A 14,296-nucleotide genomic window follows, 5' to 3' on the forward strand; every position below is an offset into this window, starting at 1 on the left:
CCCCTGTTGTCGGCGTGGCCGGCGTGCTTGCGGGATCGGTGACCGGTCGTCAGCCGTGGTCCTCCACGGGCCGGATCGCGCCGATGTCCAGGAGGATGCGGGGCACGTTGTCCCCGATCCAGGACTCGACGACGCGGCCCTCGACCACCCGGTGGCAGGACATCTCGTGGACGACCACGGGGCGGCCGGTCGGCGGGATGTCGAAAAGCCGGCCCTGGTGCGTACCGCGGGTGGTGAAGCGGGCGTAGACCCGGTCGCCGTCGCCCGCCACGTCCTCGACGGTCACGTGCACGTCGGGGAAGGCGTTCCGCCACAGCTGCACGGCCTGCCTGAAGGACTCCGGGCCGGGCGGCAGGGGCGGCAGTCCGGGGGCGTGCACGACGTAGTCCTCGGTGAAGAGCACGCCGACCTGCGAGAGGTCGCCTTCGTTGAACGCCTTCTCCGTGAGTTCGCGGATGAGGGTCTTGTTCGACTCGACGGTGTCCGATCCCGATGTGCTCATGATCACCTTTCTGCCTGCGGCGGATGTGCGGGGCTGACGGGTAGGGGGTGCCGCGTCTCAGTCGAGTACGGCGGCGGCCACGAAGGCGGCCACCGCGCCGACGGCACCGAGCGTGCGGGCCTCGTGGGCCAGGTGCCAGCGGCGGCGCTTGCGCTGCCAGCCGCCGTCGGAGGTGCGCACCGGGCTCCAGCGCTCGATCTGGCGCCAGATCGGCCGGTTGAAGCCCTCGGAGGCGACGGCGACCACGGCCATGCCCAGGGTGCCCGCGGCGTAGAGGGCGGTGGCCGCGGCGCTGTCCGAGCGGATCGCCAGGGTGGTCCCGAGCCCGGCGGTCACGATGCCGTTCCAGAAGGCGATCGGATGGAAGACGTGCATGTCGATCAGCTGGCACGTGTTGACGTAGCGGTCGTAAGGCAGCGTGTTGAGCATCGGCAGGATCGAGGTCTTCATGATCCACAAGGTGCCGAGCTGGACGCTGGACGAGGTGATCAGCCAGACGTTGACGGAGTCCTGCATGTCCACTTCCTTGGGAGACCCCCGGCGGTCCGGGGGAAGGCAGTCGGGGTGCGGCGGGCGGGGCGGTCGCGGCGGCGCTCCGGACCAGGGGAGCGGCTCGCCCCGAAAGCGTGGCAGCGGCGCCGTCCCGGTGTCTGGAGGCAGCAGTCTCGGCCGGACGGGGATCGTGCCCGGCCCCGGACGGGCCGGTGTCCCCGCCCCGGACAGGGCGGGAGTGGGGCGGGGACGGGACTGGCGACGACGCTCGGCGCCCGCCCGGTGGGCGGTGTTGACGCCTCGTCGCGGCACGGCATAACGTCGTAAGCGAGCACTCACTCGCATTACTTCCGTACGGCTCCCCCCTGGCCGCGACGCTCCGGCGCGCACCGACGGCGACCGCCCCCGCGCTCGCCCCGGACGGGCCACGGCAGCCGCCACACCCGCATCCCCGCCGCGGAGCAGACCCGGCGCCGGGGCCCCTCCAGGAAGGTGCCGAGCCCGATGACCATCGATGTGCACGGTCACATCACCTCGCCCGAACTCTTCCGCCGCTTCCCGATGCCCCCGAGCCTCGCCGACGTCGAGGGCATGGTGGAGCTGAAGGCCGCGGCCGGCATCAGCATGTCCCTCGTCGGCAGCCCCGTCGGCGCGGGGACCATGGTGCGCACCCCGGACCTGGACAACTACGAGCAGCCCGCCGACACCCTGTCCCGCTTCCACGAATGGCTGGCCGAGCAGGTACGCGCACGGCCCGCCGCCCTGCGCGCCTACGTCTACGTCAACCCGCTGGGCCCGGACGACGAGCTGGCCGCGGCCTCCCGCCTCCTGGCGCAGCCGGAGTTCGTCGGACTGATGGTCAACTCCAGCGTGGCGGGCACCTTCTTGGACACACCGCGCGCGGACTCCTTCTTCGCCATGGCCGCGCAGCACCGCGCCCCCGTCATGCTGCACCCGCCCGCCGAGCCCGCCGGTGCGGGGCGGGTGGCGGACCCGCGGCTGGTGGAACAGGTCGCCCGCCCCTGCGACGTCACCCTCGGCACGGCGGCCGTGCTCTTCGCGGGCTGGCTGGAGAAGTACCCGGAGCTGCGCCTCCTCTCCCCGGTGTGCGGCGGCGGCCTGCCGCTGCTGCTGGAGCGGCTGGAGCTGGCCCGCCGGATGCCCGCCAACTTCGGCCGCCCGGGCGCCGGTCCGCCCGGTCCCCCCGGCCCGCCCGGCCCGCCGCCCGTCGCGGACGGCCTCACCCCGCTGCCCGAACTGCTCGCCCGCCTGTACGTGGACACGGCCACCCCCAGCCCGCGCGCGCTGGCCGCGGCGGTGGACGCCTTCGGCGCGGACCACGTGATGTTCGGTACGGACACCCCGCCGATGAGCGCCCCGCTGGACGCGGCCCTCGCCCGCGTCGACGGCCTTGGCCTGTCCCCCGCCGACACCGGCCGCATCCGGCACGGCAACGCGGCGGCTCTCTTCGACCTCGCCGGACCCCGTGCGGGTGCGGTGATCCCGGCCGGGCCGGGACTGATGTCCCCCCACCCGGTGACCACAGCCGATCGACCGGGCCCCGGGCCCGTGAAGGAGGTTCCGCTATGACGGCAGGAACGGGCCCGGGCACCGCCCCCGTGCCGGTGCGCACACCACGGGCGACGGCGCCGGACGCACCGGTGTTCGCGGGCAGCAGGGTGCTGGTGGTCGGCGGCTACGGCTCCATCGGCGCGGCGGTCAGCGCCTCGCTCGTGGCCCAGGGCGCCAAGGTGGTCGTCGCCGGGCGCTCCGCCGAGCGGGTCGGGAAGGCCGCCGCGGAGCTGTCCGCCGAGCTGGGTCCGGGCGCCGAGGCGGCCGGGCACGTCGCGGACATCACCGACCGGGCCGACGCACAGCGCCTGGTGGAGAGCGTGGTGGCGCAGTGGGGCGGCGTGGACGTGCTCGTCAACTGCGCGAGCGCGCTGGTGACCGCGGGCGCAGAGGAGATCTCCGAGGAGAGCTGGCGCTCGGTGGTCGACACCAATCTCTTCGGCGCCTTCTGGCTCTCCCAGGCGGCCGGCCGCGCCATGATCGCCTCCGGCGGCGGCCGGATGGTCCATCTCTCCTCCGTACGCGGCCTGTTCGGCGCCCGGCGCGGCTTCAGCGCGTACGGCGCCAGCAAGGCGGGCCTGAACCTGCTCGTCAAGCAGCTGGCTGCGGAGTGGGGCCGCCACCAGGTGGCCGTGAACGCGGTGGCGCCAGGGTTCGTCCGCACCGACTTCGTCCAGGCTTCCGCCCAGGACCCGGAGTTCATGCGGATGATGCTCGGCCGCATCCCCCTCGGCCGCACGGCCGAACTGCACGAGGTGGCGGACGCCGTGCTCTATCTGGCGTCGCCGCGCGCGAGTTTCATCACCGGCCAGGTCCTCTACGTCGACGGCGGAGTCACCGCCAGCCAGTGATCAGCGAACCGCCCCCGGCCACCCGGCCGGGGCGGCAGTCCACCAGGAGGTCAACCATGAGTACGTGGCACGCGCTGTTCTACCCCCTGCTCCCCGGCAGCGAGGAGAAGGTCAAGGAGCTGTTCCGCACCAGCGGGCGGCCCGAGTTCGACGTGCGGACCGCGGACGGCACCATCGTCGGCAAGCTGCTGGGCACCATGGCGTTCGTCGGCAAGGAGATGGCCGTCCGGGTCATCGAGATCGAGGGCCCGCTGCCGATGGTGGCCGCGCACATGAGCCAGCAGCCCGCCGTCCGCGCGTTCGAGCGGGAGCTGGAGAATCATCTCGCGGCACCCCGTGACATGACCAGCCGTGAAGGTGCACAGGCGTTCTTCCGTCAGGCGGCCCTGGAGAACGTCCTCTCCCGCCGCCACGACGAGCCGCTGCCGGGAGCGTGACATGGACATAGGCATCGGGCTGCCCACCTCCCTGCCCGGCGTCGCCGGGGAGGACGTGGTCGGCTGGGCACGCGACGCGGAGGCCGCCGGGTTCTCCACCCTGGGCACCGTCGACCGGCTGGTGCACACCAGCTGGGAGCCGCTGACCACACTCGCCGCGGCGGCGGCCGTCACCGAGCGGATCAGGCTGGCCACCAGCATCATGATCGCCCCGCTGCGCGGCAACACCGCGCTGCTCGCCAAACAGGCCGCCACGGTCGACCGGCTCTCGGGCGGGCGGCTCACCCTCGGCCTCGCGGTCGGCTCCCGTCCGGACGACTTCGCGGCCAGCGGCGTCGAACTGGCCGGCCGCGGCGGCCGTACCGGCGTCCAGGTCAAGGAGCTGCGGAAGCTGTGGACGCGGGCACAGGCGGGCGAGGAGTCCGCCGTCGGCCCCGCTCCGGCCAGGCCGGGCGGCCCCGAGGTGGTCCTGGGCGGGCACTCGCCGCTGGCCCTGAAGCGGGCGGCCCGGCTCGCCGACGGGTGGATCGCCGGGGGCACCGGCCCGGTGATGTTCGGCAAGGGCGCCCGCACGGTACGCGAGGCGTCTGCGGAGGGCGGGCGGCCCGCGCCGCGGATGCTCGCCCTGGCCTACTTCGCCCTCGGCGAGGACGCTGCCAAGCGGACGGAGGGCTACCTGCGCGCGTACTACCGCAGCGCCGGACCGCACGTGGACAACATCCTGCGGGGGGCCGCCGACTCCCCCGGGAAGCTGCGCGGGCTCGTCGACCGCTTCTCCGAGGCCGGGTGCGACGAACTCCTGCTCATCCCCTGCTCGGAAGAGCGGGGCCAGGTCGAACTGGCGGCCACCACACTGGGGCTGAGCGGCGGGGGCTGACCGATGGGGCAGGCGGAGGAACCCGCCGGGTAACGGGAACTGAGAGGCCGTCAGTTGATGTCTCATCAGCTGACGGCCTCTCAGTCCGGCTCCCGTGGCACGGACATGCGCAGACACCCGCGGGCACCGGCGAAAGCGGCACCCCGCAAGGTCACCCGGCGTCGGGCGCCAGGGTCTGCCACAGGAACCGGACGTAGGACTCCGCCGCGCGGCGGTCCTCGCCGGCGCCGCCGTCGGGCGCGAAGGTGCCGCCGAAGGCCGCGAGGTAGCAGGCGCCCAGGAGCAGTTGGGCAGCCGCGGCCGGGTCCGCCTCGCGGTTGACGCGGCCCGACCGCTGCGCGGTCCGTAGGTAGTCGGCGAGCAGTTCGGTCGCGCGGTGGGGGCCGACGTTGTGGGTCTGCATGTACTCCTTGTGGCGGTCGAGCAGTTTGGGCTCGGCGAAGACGGAGAGCAGCATCGGCATCGACTCCCGGTAGAAGGCGAGGGCCTCCTCCGCCACGCGGTGCAGCGTGTCGCGCACCTCCGACTCGCTGCCGACCGACTCGGGGAGCGCACGCAGGAAGGGCAGCAGGCCCGGCAGGCGCTCGGCGAGGACCGCCAGGAAGAGGTCCTCCTTGCTGCGGAAGTGGCGGTAGATCGTGCCCTCGGAGCACTGCGCCGCCTCCGCGATCTCCCGGGTGGTGCAGCGGGCCAGGCCCAGGTCGCGGATGACCCTCTCGGCCGCACTGACGATCTCATCACGCATACTCATGAACTCTCCGGTGGAGGAGGGCGGCCGACGGGCGGAGCGTCCAGGATAGCTCGCAGGTGAGTACCCGCTCGCACAAGGGCGCGGCCCTGCCGCCCGGTGGAAGGGCGACAGGGCACGGCGACAGCGCACGGTGGCCGGGACCGGCCGGGACGGAGTGGGCAGGGCGAGGCGTACGGGCTCAGTCCGGCGGGCCCCCCGGACTGCCGGGCCCCTCGGGGTCCGTGCCCGGGGGCGGGCCGACCAGTTCGACGCCCAGCGGGCCCAGCGCCCCCAGCAGCTTCGCGAAGTCCGGCGGCCCCTGCGCGGGCGGCGGCAGCGTCAGGCTCTCGGCGGGGACGCCGGTCTTGAGGAACCACTCCTCGAAGCCGGCCGGGGTGCCCAGGACCAGGAAGCGGGTGCCCTCCGCCTCGACGCGGTACTGGTGCGGGATGTCGCGCGGGGCGAAGGCCGTGGAGCCGGCGCCGAGCTTGTGCTCGTCCTCCCCGATCCGGATGATCAGCTCGCCCTCCAGCACGACGAAGAACTCGTCCTCGCGGGTGTGCATGTGCACCGGCGAGGCGTACCCGGCCGGGGAGAGCTGCTCGGCCAGCCAGAACTGGCCGTTGGTCTCCGCTCCGGTGGCCTTGAACTTCAGCAGAGCGCCCACGTGCCAGACGGCACGCCCCTCGTCGGCACCCTTCACGAACGGCTGGGACGTCACAGCATCCTCCTTGGTGGGCCGGACTCTCCGGCGGGTTCGGACGGTTCGGACGGTTCCGGGCGGGCTCAGACCGCGGCGGCGCGCGGGGCCGCCACGCTGCGCACCGCCGCGGCGACCTGGCCGGGGCCGGGGGCGAAGGCGTCCTCCAACTCCGGACTGAAGGGCACCGGGGCGTGCGGCCCGGTGACCATACGGACCGGCCCGCGCAGCGCGCCGAAGCGGTCCTGGGCGACCTGCGCCGCGATGTCGGCGGCGATGCCGCAGCGCGGATGCCCCTCGTCCACCACGACCAGGTGCCCGGTCTTCTCGACGCTCGCGTAGAGGGTCTCCGTGTCCAGTGGGGAGAGCGTCCGCGGGTCGATGACCTCGCATTCGATGCCCTGCGCGGCCAGTTCCTCGGCCGCGCTCCGGGCGACCTGGACCATCCGGCCGACCGCCACCACCGTGCAGTCGCCGCCCTCACGCACCACCTTCGCCCGCCCGAACGGGATGGCGTACGGCTCCTCGGGGACCGGCCCGGGCGTGAAGTAGAGCCCCTTGTGCTCCAGGAAGAGCACCGGGTCGTCGTCGACGATGGCCTGCGCCAGCAGCCCCTTGGCGTCGTAGGGGTCGGACGGTGCGACGACCTTGAGGCCGGGCAGGTGGGTGAAGAGCGGCAGCAGCGCCTGCGAGTGCTGTGCGCCGCGGCGCATTCCGGTGCCCCACAGGGCGCGCAGAACCAGCGGTACGGAAATCGCGCCACCGGTCATGTAGCGGAGTTTGGCGGCCTGATTGGCTATCTGGTCGAAGGCGACGGTGGCGAAGTCTATGAAGAGGAGGTCGACCACGGGACGCAGTCCGGTAGCCGCCGCGCCGGTGGCCGCACCGACGAAGGCGGCTTCCGTGATCGGCATGTCCAGCACCCGGTCGGGGAATTCGAGATGCAGTCCCTTGGTGGGGCCCCAGGCGTTGGTGCTGTCCTCTCCCATCAGGACGACCGAGTCGTCCAGCCGCATTTGTTCGGTGAGCGCCTCGCTGAGGGCCTGCTGATAGGTGATCGTACGCACGTGACGTTCTCCTGACGGTCGGGTGACGGCCGGTGGGCGCCGGTCAGTAACTGGCGTAGACATCGGTGAGCAGGGAGCGCGGGTCCGTCTCGATCTCCTCGCGCGCGGCCTCGACCGCGGCCTCCACCAGGGCGCGGGCGGCGGTGTCGATCAGGTCCAGCTCACCCGCCGCGGGCCACTCCCCCGGCTCCGGCGTCCCCGGACGGCCGGCCGCTCCGGCCGCGATCCGTGCCCGGAGCAGCGCCAGCGGGTCGCAGTCGGCACGCAGCCGGGGGACGTCCTCGCCCGGCCGGTAGGACTGGTCGTCCCACAGCTCCATGTGGCCGTGGAACCGCTCCGCCCGGCACTCCAGGAGCGTGGGCCCGCCCCCCGCGCGGGCCCGTCCGGCCGCCTCGGCGGCGGCGGCGTACACGGCGAAGACGTCGTAACCGTCCACCACCCGGCCGGGGATGCCGAACCCCTCGGCGCGCCGGGCCAGATCGGTGCCGGCGAGATGGCTGGCGGCCGGCGTCGCCTGCGCGTAGCCGTTGTTCTCCACCACGAAGATCACCGGCAGCGACAGCATCCGGGCCAGCACGAAGCTCTCCAGCACCGCGCCCTGGTTGGCGCCGCCGTCCCCGGTGAAGGCGACGGCGACCTGGCCCGAACGGTGCTGACGTGCCGTCAGAGCGGCGCCGCAGGCCAGCGGCACACCCCCGCCGGCCAGGCCGTTCGCGCCGAGCATGCCGCGGTCGAAGTCCGCGATGTGCATCGAGCCGCCCTTGCCGCCGCACAGCCCGTCCGGCCTGCCGAACAGCTCCTTCATCATGGCCACCACGTCGCAGCCCTTGGCGATGGCGTGGCCGTGCCCGCGGTGGGTGCTGGCGATGTGGTCACCGGGGTCGAGGGCGGCGCACACGCCTGCGGCCACCGCCTCCTGGCCGGAGTACAGGTGGACCGCGCCGGGGAGGTCCTTCGCGAGTTCGTGCACACGGTCCTCGAAGGCGCGGATGGTCGTCATGATCCGGTAGACCTCGGTGACGCGGTCTGCGGTCAGGCTCGCTGGGATCTGCGCTGTGCCCACGGGATGCCTCCTTGGCTCTCAGGGCGGCCGGAACCGGCGGCGCTCGCACTGCCGTACCGCTCGGCCTGGACTGGCTCGCTATCATGAGGGTAAGTGCTCACTCGCATGACGGCAACCATGCTCACCGAACCTCCCGGAGGCCCTGTCCACCCCCCAATGACATCCCTTGCGCCCTGTGTGATAGTGCGCTTAAAGTGGCGCCGCTGGGCAACATCGAACTGGTGCGCGCTCTGCGCAAGCGTGTGGTGTTCGCTGCGAAAAATCTGCCGACGGGTCCGACGGGAGCAACAGGGGGAGTACGGGGATCATGTCCAATGACATTGCTCGCGCGCTCGAATCCGAAGACCGAATATTACACATTTCACCCGCAGCCGACACCGACGCTACGCGGGTAGTCCAGCAGAAAACATTCTCGGTGAGCGCCTTACGGCAACGCCGCCCCACCACCGGCGAAGAGGGGGCCCCGTGCGGCATCGCTGCGACGCACTAGGCCCCCATCTCCGGCGCGTCATTATCGACGGCCGGACGCACCCCGACCCGCCGACCTCGGCGCACTGGGTCCTCCGCCTGACGCAGGAGACGCTCCGGCACCTCACCGCTGCCGGTCTCGGCCCGCAGGACTCCTCCCCGCAGGAGGAGCTGCGCCGCCTGACCGCCGCAGCTCGCCAGGAGGAGCGCCGCCGCATCCGTCGTGACCTGCATGATTCACTCGCGCCGTGCCTCGCCGCCCTGCACATGCGGCTGGAGGTCGCCGGCCTGACGATGAGCGCCGACGCGGAGCGCGCGCTCCTCGTGTTCGAGCAGACGCGACAGGATCTGCGGGCCGCGATCGCGGACATCCGGCAGATCATCCGAGACCTCAGCACACCCGAGCGTACGGAGGAAAATTCCCGGCAAAGTTTTCGCCATTCCCTGACCAACCAGGTGCGCGCCTTCGGCAGTGCCACCGACGGCCGGCTCCGCCTGAGCATGGAAATCGCGGACGCCGTCGACACACTTCCCATGGGTGTTCAGTTTGAATTACAGAACATTGCGGGTGAAGCACTCGCAAATGTGGTGAGGCATTCCCGGGCCACCTTCTGTCATATCAGCGTCCAGCTGAATGACGACGGAATTCACCTGGTGGTCGAAGACAATGGGGTCGGAATTTCCCGCACCAGCGCCGCTGGAATAGGGCTGCCCTCGATGTGTATGCGGTCCCGTGAACTCGGCGGCGCGTTCAGCGTGGAACGCAATCTCCCGCGCGGCACGCGCGTACGGGTGCGGCTGCCGCTGCCCAGCGGCCGGGAGGCGACGGCGCGCCCGGCTTCGGCACCGGCACCGCCGTGATCACCCGCGCGGCGCGGCCGTACCGCACACCGGAACCGCGGCACGGCCGTGCGGCGCGGGGCACGCACACGACTGCTCCGCACCACCATTTCGTGAGGAGAACCGCTGTGGAACTCACCCTGACCCGGGACCTCCGAATCCTCATCGCGGACGACCATCCGCTCTTCCGCTCCGGCCTGCGGCAGCTCCTGGAGAACATCGAGCACCTGGAGGTGGTCGGCGAAGTCTCCGACGGCGGCGCCGTCGCGGAGGCCGCCGACCGCCTGGTGCCCGACGTCGTCCTGATGGACATCAGCATGCCGGGCACGGACGGCATCGAGGCCACCAGAGCGCTGCTCGCCCGCAGACCGGACACCGCGGTGGTGATGCTGACCGCGGACGGCAACAACGAGTCCATCGTCGCCGCGGTCCGCGCGGGCGCCCGCGGATACCTGCTCAAGGGGGCCGGACTCGCCGACGTGCGGCGCGCGGTGACGGAGGTGAGCGTCGGCGGCGCCATCTTCGGGCCGGAGGTGGCGGCGCATCTGCTGGCGCAGATCAAGCAGCCGCAGACCGAGCGGGCACCGTTCCCGGAGCTGACGCCCCGTGAGATGACGGTGCTCACCATGCTGGCCGACGGCCGCAACAACACCCACATCGCGAACGAGCTGCACCTCTCGGTGAAGACCGTGCGCAACTACCTCTCCCGCATCTTCGGCAAACTCCAGGTCACCGACCGGGCGGAGGCCGTCGTCCAGGCCAGGCGGGCCGGTCTGGGCCACTGACCGCCCCTCACGGCGGCACGGACACCCGCTCAGCGCTCCCGGCGGAAGCGGCGGCCGGGAGCGCTCAGTCCTCGAACTGGGCCCACAGCGCCGCCTCTTCGTCGTCCGGCGGGGCCGCCTCCGGGCCGGAGAACTCCGGGTGCCAGGCCGGCGGGGTGTACGTGTCGCACGCCCCGCCGGTCCCCTCCTCGCGCTCCCGGGCCCTCCCTCCCGCCTGCGCGCCGCCCATGCGCGGCTCGTTGAGGCCGGGCATGGACGAGGGCGGCGTCATCGGTCCGAGCGTGAGCCCGAGCCAGAACAGCCCCTCGGTCAGGGTGCGTCCGGCTGACCGCGCGCCGCGGCTGAGCAGCGTACGGACACGCGCGGCACGGTTTCGGGGACCCACCAGGTCACCTCCGGGGCGGGACGGGCGGTGCGGGTACGGGGGGGGCGGGGACGCGGCGGCGGTACGGGACGCGGCGGGCGGTTCGGGACACGGAGCGGGCCGAGGCCGGTGCGGCGCGCGGGCCGTACCGCCCGCTCAGCCCGCTTCCGGCAGCAGGACGACCTTGCCGCCGGCCCGCGCGCCCTCCAGCGCACGGTGCGCCTCGGCGGCCTCGCCCAGTGGCATCGTCCGCCCGACCTTGGGGTGGATCTCGCCCTGCTGAAGCAGCGTCAGCACGGTCGCCAGGTCCTCCCGGTAGGCGGCGGGATGCGACTTCTCCAGGCTCCAGGCGTTGTAGAACAGCGTCCGGCGGCCGTCGGGGACCAGCTTGGGCAGCACGATGCCGCCCAGGAAGCCCTGGGCGCCGACCAGCAGGTTGGGCCTGCCGTCGCGCAGGGCGGCGTTCTGGCCGAAGCCGACCATGAAGCCGCCGCGCCCGATCGCGCGGTACGAGCGCAGGAAGTGCGGCCCGCCGACGGGGTCGAAGACGGCGTCCACCACCCCGCCGGGCAGGCCGCGGACGACCTTGACGAAGTCCTCGCCCTGCCGGTCCACCGGGTGGCCGCCGAGCGCGCGCACGTGGTCCGCGTAACGGGCGGAACAGGTGCCGTAGCAGGTCACACCGGCGAGGGCGGCGAGTTCCAGGAAGGCCGTCCCCACTCCCCCGGACGCGCCGTGCACGAGGATGGTCCCGCCGGGGCGCACGCGGGCGACGCGGTGCAGCATCTGCTGGGCGATGAAGTAGTTCAGCAGGGCGGCGGACGCCTGTGCCAGGTCCACGCCGTCGGGCACGGGGACCAGCCGGGCCCCGGGGACGTCCGCGTACTCCGCGTACCCGCCGCTGCGCACCAGGGCGGCGACCCTGGTCCCCGGCGCGGGCGCCTGGACGCCGGGGGCGGCCTCCGCCACTTCGCCGATCAGGTCGTAGCCCGGGGTGAAGGGCCGCTTGGGGCCGCCGGGGATGACTCCGGCGCGCAGCAGGATGTCGCCGTAGCTGACGCCCGCCGCGAGCACCCGCACCCGGACGTGGCCCGGAGCCGGTGGCTCCAGCTCGTCGCTGCGCAGCTGGAGGACGTCGGCGCCTCCTTGCCGGGGGACACTTATGTGGCGGTATTTCATGGCGGACTCCTGGGTGAAGGGTCAGGCGGCGGTGGCTGCGCTGTTCGTTCGCAGGAGCGGGGTCATGGAGGCGCTCTGGCGCCGCCCATTATTTTATATAGACTGAGTGTACAATTAAATGATCCTTACCCCAACCCTGGAGACGTCAATCACTCATGAGCCCTCGCCCCTATAACGCCGGCCAGCGCCAGGCAGCCGCCGAGCAGACGCGCGCCCGCATCCTGGAAGCCGCCAACGAGCTGCTCACCGGCGCCAAGGGTCCGGCGGCACTCAGCATGGAGGCGGTCGCCCGCAAGGCCGGGGTGGCCCGGATGACCGTCTACTACCAGTTCGAATCGAAGACAGGGCTCCTGGAGGCGCTGTTCGACGACCTCGCGGACCGCGGCGGCATGGCCAGGATGGCGGACGCGTTCACGCGCACGGCCGTCACCGACGCGCTGGGCGAGGTGATCCAGGTGCTGGTCGGCTTCTACGGCTCCGGGCGCACGGCGCTGCGGCGGCTGCGCGGGCTGGCCATCATGGACCCTGAGCTGGAGACCGCGCTGCGCACGCGGGGGGAGCGGCGCCGCATCGGGTTGAAGATCGTGCTCGACCGGCTGGCCGACGAGCGCGGGGTCTCCCTCGCGGCCTCGGAGTCGGCCGAACTGACCGAACTGCTGGCGATGTTGACCAGTTTCGAGACGTACGACGCGCTGGCGGGCCCGGAGGACGGCGAGGAGGCGGCGGCCCGGCAGATCGAGGAGCTGGCCCTGGCCGTGATCGACCGGCGGCTGCCCGCCGCGAGTTGAGCGGACACGACCGCGGCGACCGCCCGGGTGGGGCGGTCGCCGCGGTCGTGCCGGTGGAGCGGTTCGCTGCGGGAAGTGCTGTCAGGCGGCCTCCGCCCGCGCCGCGCCCGCCGCGCCGCTTCGCCGCTCGCGGCGCCGGGGCAGGATCACGCTGGCCGCGACGAGCCAGATCAGCCCTCCGAAGCGGCCGATCGGCAGCGGTACGCCCAGGTCCGTGTCGATCAGGGCCAGCGTGCCGAGCCCGGCGATCACCGCCAGCACCACGCCCGTCCAGGCGAAGGCGCGCGGCCCGGTGCCCAGCATCAGCATGGTCACCGCCACCCCGGCCAGCAGCATGCCGAAGGCCACGACGTGCCCCGGACCACCGGTGGCGAACGTGACGTCCGCCAGGGAACGGGTCAGCGTCTGGTCGCCCAGGTCGCCGGACCGGGCCGCGACCCAGACGGTCAGCCCGCACAGCGCCATGAAGGCGGCGCTCAGGACGCCGCCGGCCAGCGCGATCACCGGCCCGGGTGCCGTGACCCCGAGCAGCCGCAGCCGCTGGAAGACCAGCGCGCTCCAGACCGCCAGCGGCACCGCGCCCAGGAACTGGAGGCACCCGGAGACCCGCGCCGCCGTCTCGTGGTCCCGGTAGTACGCCAGCGTCTCCGCGGCGCTCTCGGTCGGCAGCGGCGTGTCGCGGGCGAGGACGATGGAGACGACCATCAGCACCGCGAAGGCGAGGGCCGGTAACAGCAGCGGCGGGCTCGGCTGACCGGGCCGCGGGGAGGCGGCGGGGGGCGGGGACGCGGTGGGGGGCGGGGACGCGGTGGCCATGGGGGTCTCCAGTCAGCCGGGGAAGAACGGTCGGACCCGGGCGCCAGGGAGCACGGCACCCATGGTTCCCGAAAAGAATAGTTCACACAGGGATATCATTGTCCAGTGGTATCGTTGCCGGATGCCCGCCACACCCGAAGACCCCGCACAGTCGGCCCGTCCGGCGGAGGAAGCCCCGGAGTCGCCGCCCCAGATCGCCTTCCTGCTGGCCCAGTTGGGGGATCACGCGACGCAGGGGTTCGCCCGGCGCGCGGCGGAGCTGAAGCTGACGGCGGCTCAGGCCGGGCTGCTCCGACGGGTGGGCCTGGCCCCGGGGCAGCACCAGCAGGAGCTGGCGCGCCAACTCTCCATGTCACCCAGCAGGTTCGTGGCGTTCGTCGACGCGCTCCAGGAGCGCGGCCTGATCGAGCGGCGCCGCAACCCCAAGGACCGCCGCTTCCAGGCGCTCCATCTGACCGCATCCGGTGAGGAGTTGGCACGGCGGCTCGGCGCGGCGGCCCGGGCGCACGAGGAGGCGCTCAGCGCGGGACTGGACGACGGCGAGCGGCGGGCCCTGGCCGCGCTCCTGGAGCGCGTCGCGCGGGCCCAGGGGCTCACGGCCGGGGTGCACCCGGGCTACAGCAGGATGACCGGGCCCCGGAACTGCCCACCCGGCAGCGCTCCCCTATCACGCATAGTAGAGTGAAGCGGAGGGAGGTTCCGTATGAGCACACCCACCACCACACCCAACCCCACCGAAACACACCCCCGCCGACGCCGAGCAGA

The 14,296-nt window shown here is 72.8% G+C and carries 17 protein-coding genes; 8 read left to right on the forward strand and 9 right to left on the reverse strand.

Annotation, left to right across the window (positions count from 1 at the left end; all coding sequences use genetic code 11):
- Positions 1 to 49: 49 nt before the first annotated feature.
- Both H299_RS0122945 and H299_RS0122950 read right to left on the reverse strand, forming a co-directional pair.
- The gene (locus tag H299_RS0122945) at positions 50 to 502 is read right to left on the reverse strand and encodes an ester cyclase (protein WP_027750315.1); all 453 of its coding nucleotides are present in this window, start codon (positions 500 to 502) and stop codon (positions 50 to 52) included.
- A 57-nt stretch (positions 503 to 559) separates the two neighbouring features.
- A complete protein-coding gene (locus tag H299_RS0122950) occupies positions 560 to 1,018 on the reverse strand; it encodes a DUF1772 domain-containing protein (RefSeq protein WP_027750316.1) in 459 nt (152 codons plus the stop codon).
- A 480-nt stretch (positions 1,019 to 1,498) separates the two neighbouring features.
- On the opposite strand from H299_RS0122950, the gene H299_RS35740 reads away from it, so the two are divergent.
- From H299_RS35740 to H299_RS0122970, 4 genes are read left to right on the forward strand one after another with little or no spacing between them, the layout of a single operon-like run.
- Complete coding sequence (locus tag H299_RS35740; RefSeq protein WP_078512965.1) at positions 1,499 to 2,584, forward strand: amidohydrolase family protein; 1,086 nt, start codon at positions 1,499 to 1,501, stop codon at positions 2,582 to 2,584.
- A complete protein-coding gene (locus H299_RS0122960; protein WP_078512966.1) occupies positions 2,581 to 3,417 on the forward strand; it encodes an SDR family oxidoreductase in 837 nt (278 codons plus the stop codon). Before H299_RS35740 ends, H299_RS0122960 begins: the two co-directional genes overlap by 4 nt.
- A 56-nt stretch (positions 3,418 to 3,473) precedes the next feature.
- The gene (locus H299_RS0122965) at positions 3,474 to 3,854 is read left to right on the forward strand and encodes a SchA/CurD-like domain-containing protein (protein ID WP_027750318.1); all 381 of its coding nucleotides are present in this window, start codon (positions 3,474 to 3,476) and stop codon (positions 3,852 to 3,854) included.
- A 1-nt stretch (position 3,855) separates the two neighbouring features.
- Positions 3,856 to 4,731 (forward strand): LLM class flavin-dependent oxidoreductase, encoded by an 876-nt coding sequence (locus H299_RS0122970; protein WP_027750319.1) that lies wholly within the window; start codon positions 3,856 to 3,858, stop codon positions 4,729 to 4,731.
- 151 nt (positions 4,732 to 4,882) lie between these two features.
- Here the strand turns inward: H299_RS0122970 and H299_RS35745 are convergent, their stop codons facing one another.
- The 4 genes from H299_RS35745 to H299_RS0122990 form a co-directional block, all read right to left on the reverse strand.
- Positions 4,883 to 5,482, reverse strand: a complete 600-nt coding sequence (locus tag H299_RS35745; protein WP_078512967.1) for a TetR/AcrR family transcriptional regulator — start codon at positions 5,480 to 5,482, stop codon at positions 4,883 to 4,885.
- Between the two features lie 178 nt (positions 5,483 to 5,660).
- The gene (locus H299_RS38565; RefSeq protein ID WP_051262750.1) at positions 5,661 to 6,182 is read right to left on the reverse strand and encodes a cupin domain-containing protein; all 522 of its coding nucleotides are present in this window, start codon (positions 6,180 to 6,182) and stop codon (positions 5,661 to 5,663) included.
- A 65-nt stretch (positions 6,183 to 6,247) separates the two neighbouring features.
- A complete protein-coding gene (locus H299_RS0122985; protein ID WP_027750320.1) occupies positions 6,248 to 7,228 on the reverse strand; it encodes a pyruvate dehydrogenase complex E1 component subunit beta in 981 nt (326 codons plus the stop codon).
- Positions 7,229 to 7,271: 43 nt separating this feature from the next.
- Positions 7,272 to 8,291 (reverse strand): thiamine pyrophosphate-dependent dehydrogenase E1 component subunit alpha, encoded by a 1,020-nt coding sequence (locus H299_RS0122990; RefSeq protein WP_486587382.1) that lies wholly within the window; start codon positions 8,289 to 8,291, stop codon positions 7,272 to 7,274.
- A gap of 465 nt (positions 8,292 to 8,756) precedes the next feature.
- Here H299_RS0122990 and H299_RS35755 point away from each other — a divergent pair, with 465 nt between their 5' ends.
- Both H299_RS35755 and H299_RS0123000 read left to right on the forward strand, forming a co-directional pair.
- A complete protein-coding gene (locus tag H299_RS35755; protein WP_051262751.1) occupies positions 8,757 to 9,620 on the forward strand; it encodes an ATP-binding protein in 864 nt (287 codons plus the stop codon).
- Between the two features lie 107 nt (positions 9,621 to 9,727).
- Positions 9,728 to 10,384: a response regulator gene (locus H299_RS0123000; protein ID WP_486587383.1), complete on the forward strand. Its 657-nt coding sequence runs from the start codon at positions 9,728 to 9,730 to the stop codon at positions 10,382 to 10,384.
- 64 nt (positions 10,385 to 10,448) lie between these two features.
- Here the strand turns inward: H299_RS0123000 and H299_RS0123005 are convergent, their stop codons facing one another.
- A complete protein-coding gene (locus H299_RS0123005; protein ID WP_027750323.1) occupies positions 10,449 to 10,769 on the reverse strand; it encodes a hypothetical protein in 321 nt (106 codons plus the stop codon).
- A 135-nt stretch (positions 10,770 to 10,904) separates the two neighbouring features.
- Positions 10,905 to 11,927 carry a medium chain dehydrogenase/reductase family protein gene (locus H299_RS0123010; RefSeq protein ID WP_027750324.1) on the reverse strand — a complete coding sequence of 341 codons (1,023 nt, stop codon included), beginning with the start codon at positions 11,925 to 11,927 and terminating at the stop codon, positions 10,905 to 10,907.
- A gap of 155 nt (positions 11,928 to 12,082) precedes the next feature.
- Here H299_RS0123010 and H299_RS0123015 point away from each other — a divergent pair, with 155 nt between their 5' ends.
- The gene (locus H299_RS0123015; protein WP_027750325.1) at positions 12,083 to 12,715 is read left to right on the forward strand and encodes a TetR/AcrR family transcriptional regulator; all 633 of its coding nucleotides are present in this window, start codon (positions 12,083 to 12,085) and stop codon (positions 12,713 to 12,715) included.
- 81 nt (positions 12,716 to 12,796) lie between these two features.
- Here H299_RS0123015 and H299_RS0123020 read toward each other — a convergent pair whose 3' ends face one another.
- Entirely contained in the window at positions 12,797 to 13,531 is a 735-nt protein-coding gene (locus H299_RS0123020) for a hypothetical protein (protein WP_037760190.1), read from the reverse strand.
- Between the two features lie 121 nt (positions 13,532 to 13,652).
- Between H299_RS0123020 and H299_RS35760 the strand changes: the two genes are divergently transcribed.
- A complete protein-coding gene (locus H299_RS35760; protein WP_078512971.1) occupies positions 13,653 to 14,216 on the forward strand; it encodes a MarR family winged helix-turn-helix transcriptional regulator in 564 nt (187 codons plus the stop codon).
- Positions 14,217 to 14,296 lie beyond the last annotated feature (80 nt).

The organism is Streptomyces sp. CNH287, from assembly GCF_000424825.1.

Coding starts and splice junctions, on each gene's coding strand:
- H299_RS0122945 (WP_027750315.1), bottom strand. CDS start 502: ATGAGCACATCGGGATCGGACACCGTCGAGTCGAACAAGACCCTCATC.
- H299_RS0122950 (WP_027750316.1), bottom strand. CDS start 1,018: ATGCAGGACTCCGTCAACGTCTGGCTGATCACCTCGTCCAGCGTCCAG.
- H299_RS0123015 (WP_027750325.1), top strand. CDS start 12,083: ATGAGCCCTCGCCCCTATAACGCCGGCCAGCGCCAGGCAGCCGCCGAG.
- H299_RS0122965 (WP_027750318.1), top strand. CDS start 3,474: ATGAGTACGTGGCACGCGCTGTTCTACCCCCTGCTCCCCGGCAGCGAG.
- H299_RS35745 (WP_078512967.1), bottom strand. CDS start 5,482: ATGAGTATGCGTGATGAGATCGTCAGTGCGGCCGAGAGGGTCATCCGC.
- H299_RS35760 (WP_078512971.1), top strand. CDS start 13,653: ATGCCCGCCACACCCGAAGACCCCGCACAGTCGGCCCGTCCGGCGGAG.
- H299_RS0123020 (WP_037760190.1), bottom strand. CDS start 13,531: ATGGCCACCGCGTCCCCGCCCCCCACCGCGTCCCCGCCCCCCGCCGCC.
- H299_RS0122970 (WP_027750319.1), top strand. CDS start 3,856: ATGGACATAGGCATCGGGCTGCCCACCTCCCTGCCCGGCGTCGCCGGG.
- H299_RS0123010 (WP_027750324.1), bottom strand. CDS start 11,927: ATGAAATACCGCCACATAAGTGTCCCCCGGCAAGGAGGCGCCGACGTC.
- H299_RS35740 (WP_078512965.1), top strand. CDS start 1,499: ATGACCATCGATGTGCACGGTCACATCACCTCGCCCGAACTCTTCCGC.
- H299_RS0122960 (WP_078512966.1), top strand. CDS start 2,581: ATGACGGCAGGAACGGGCCCGGGCACCGCCCCCGTGCCGGTGCGCACA.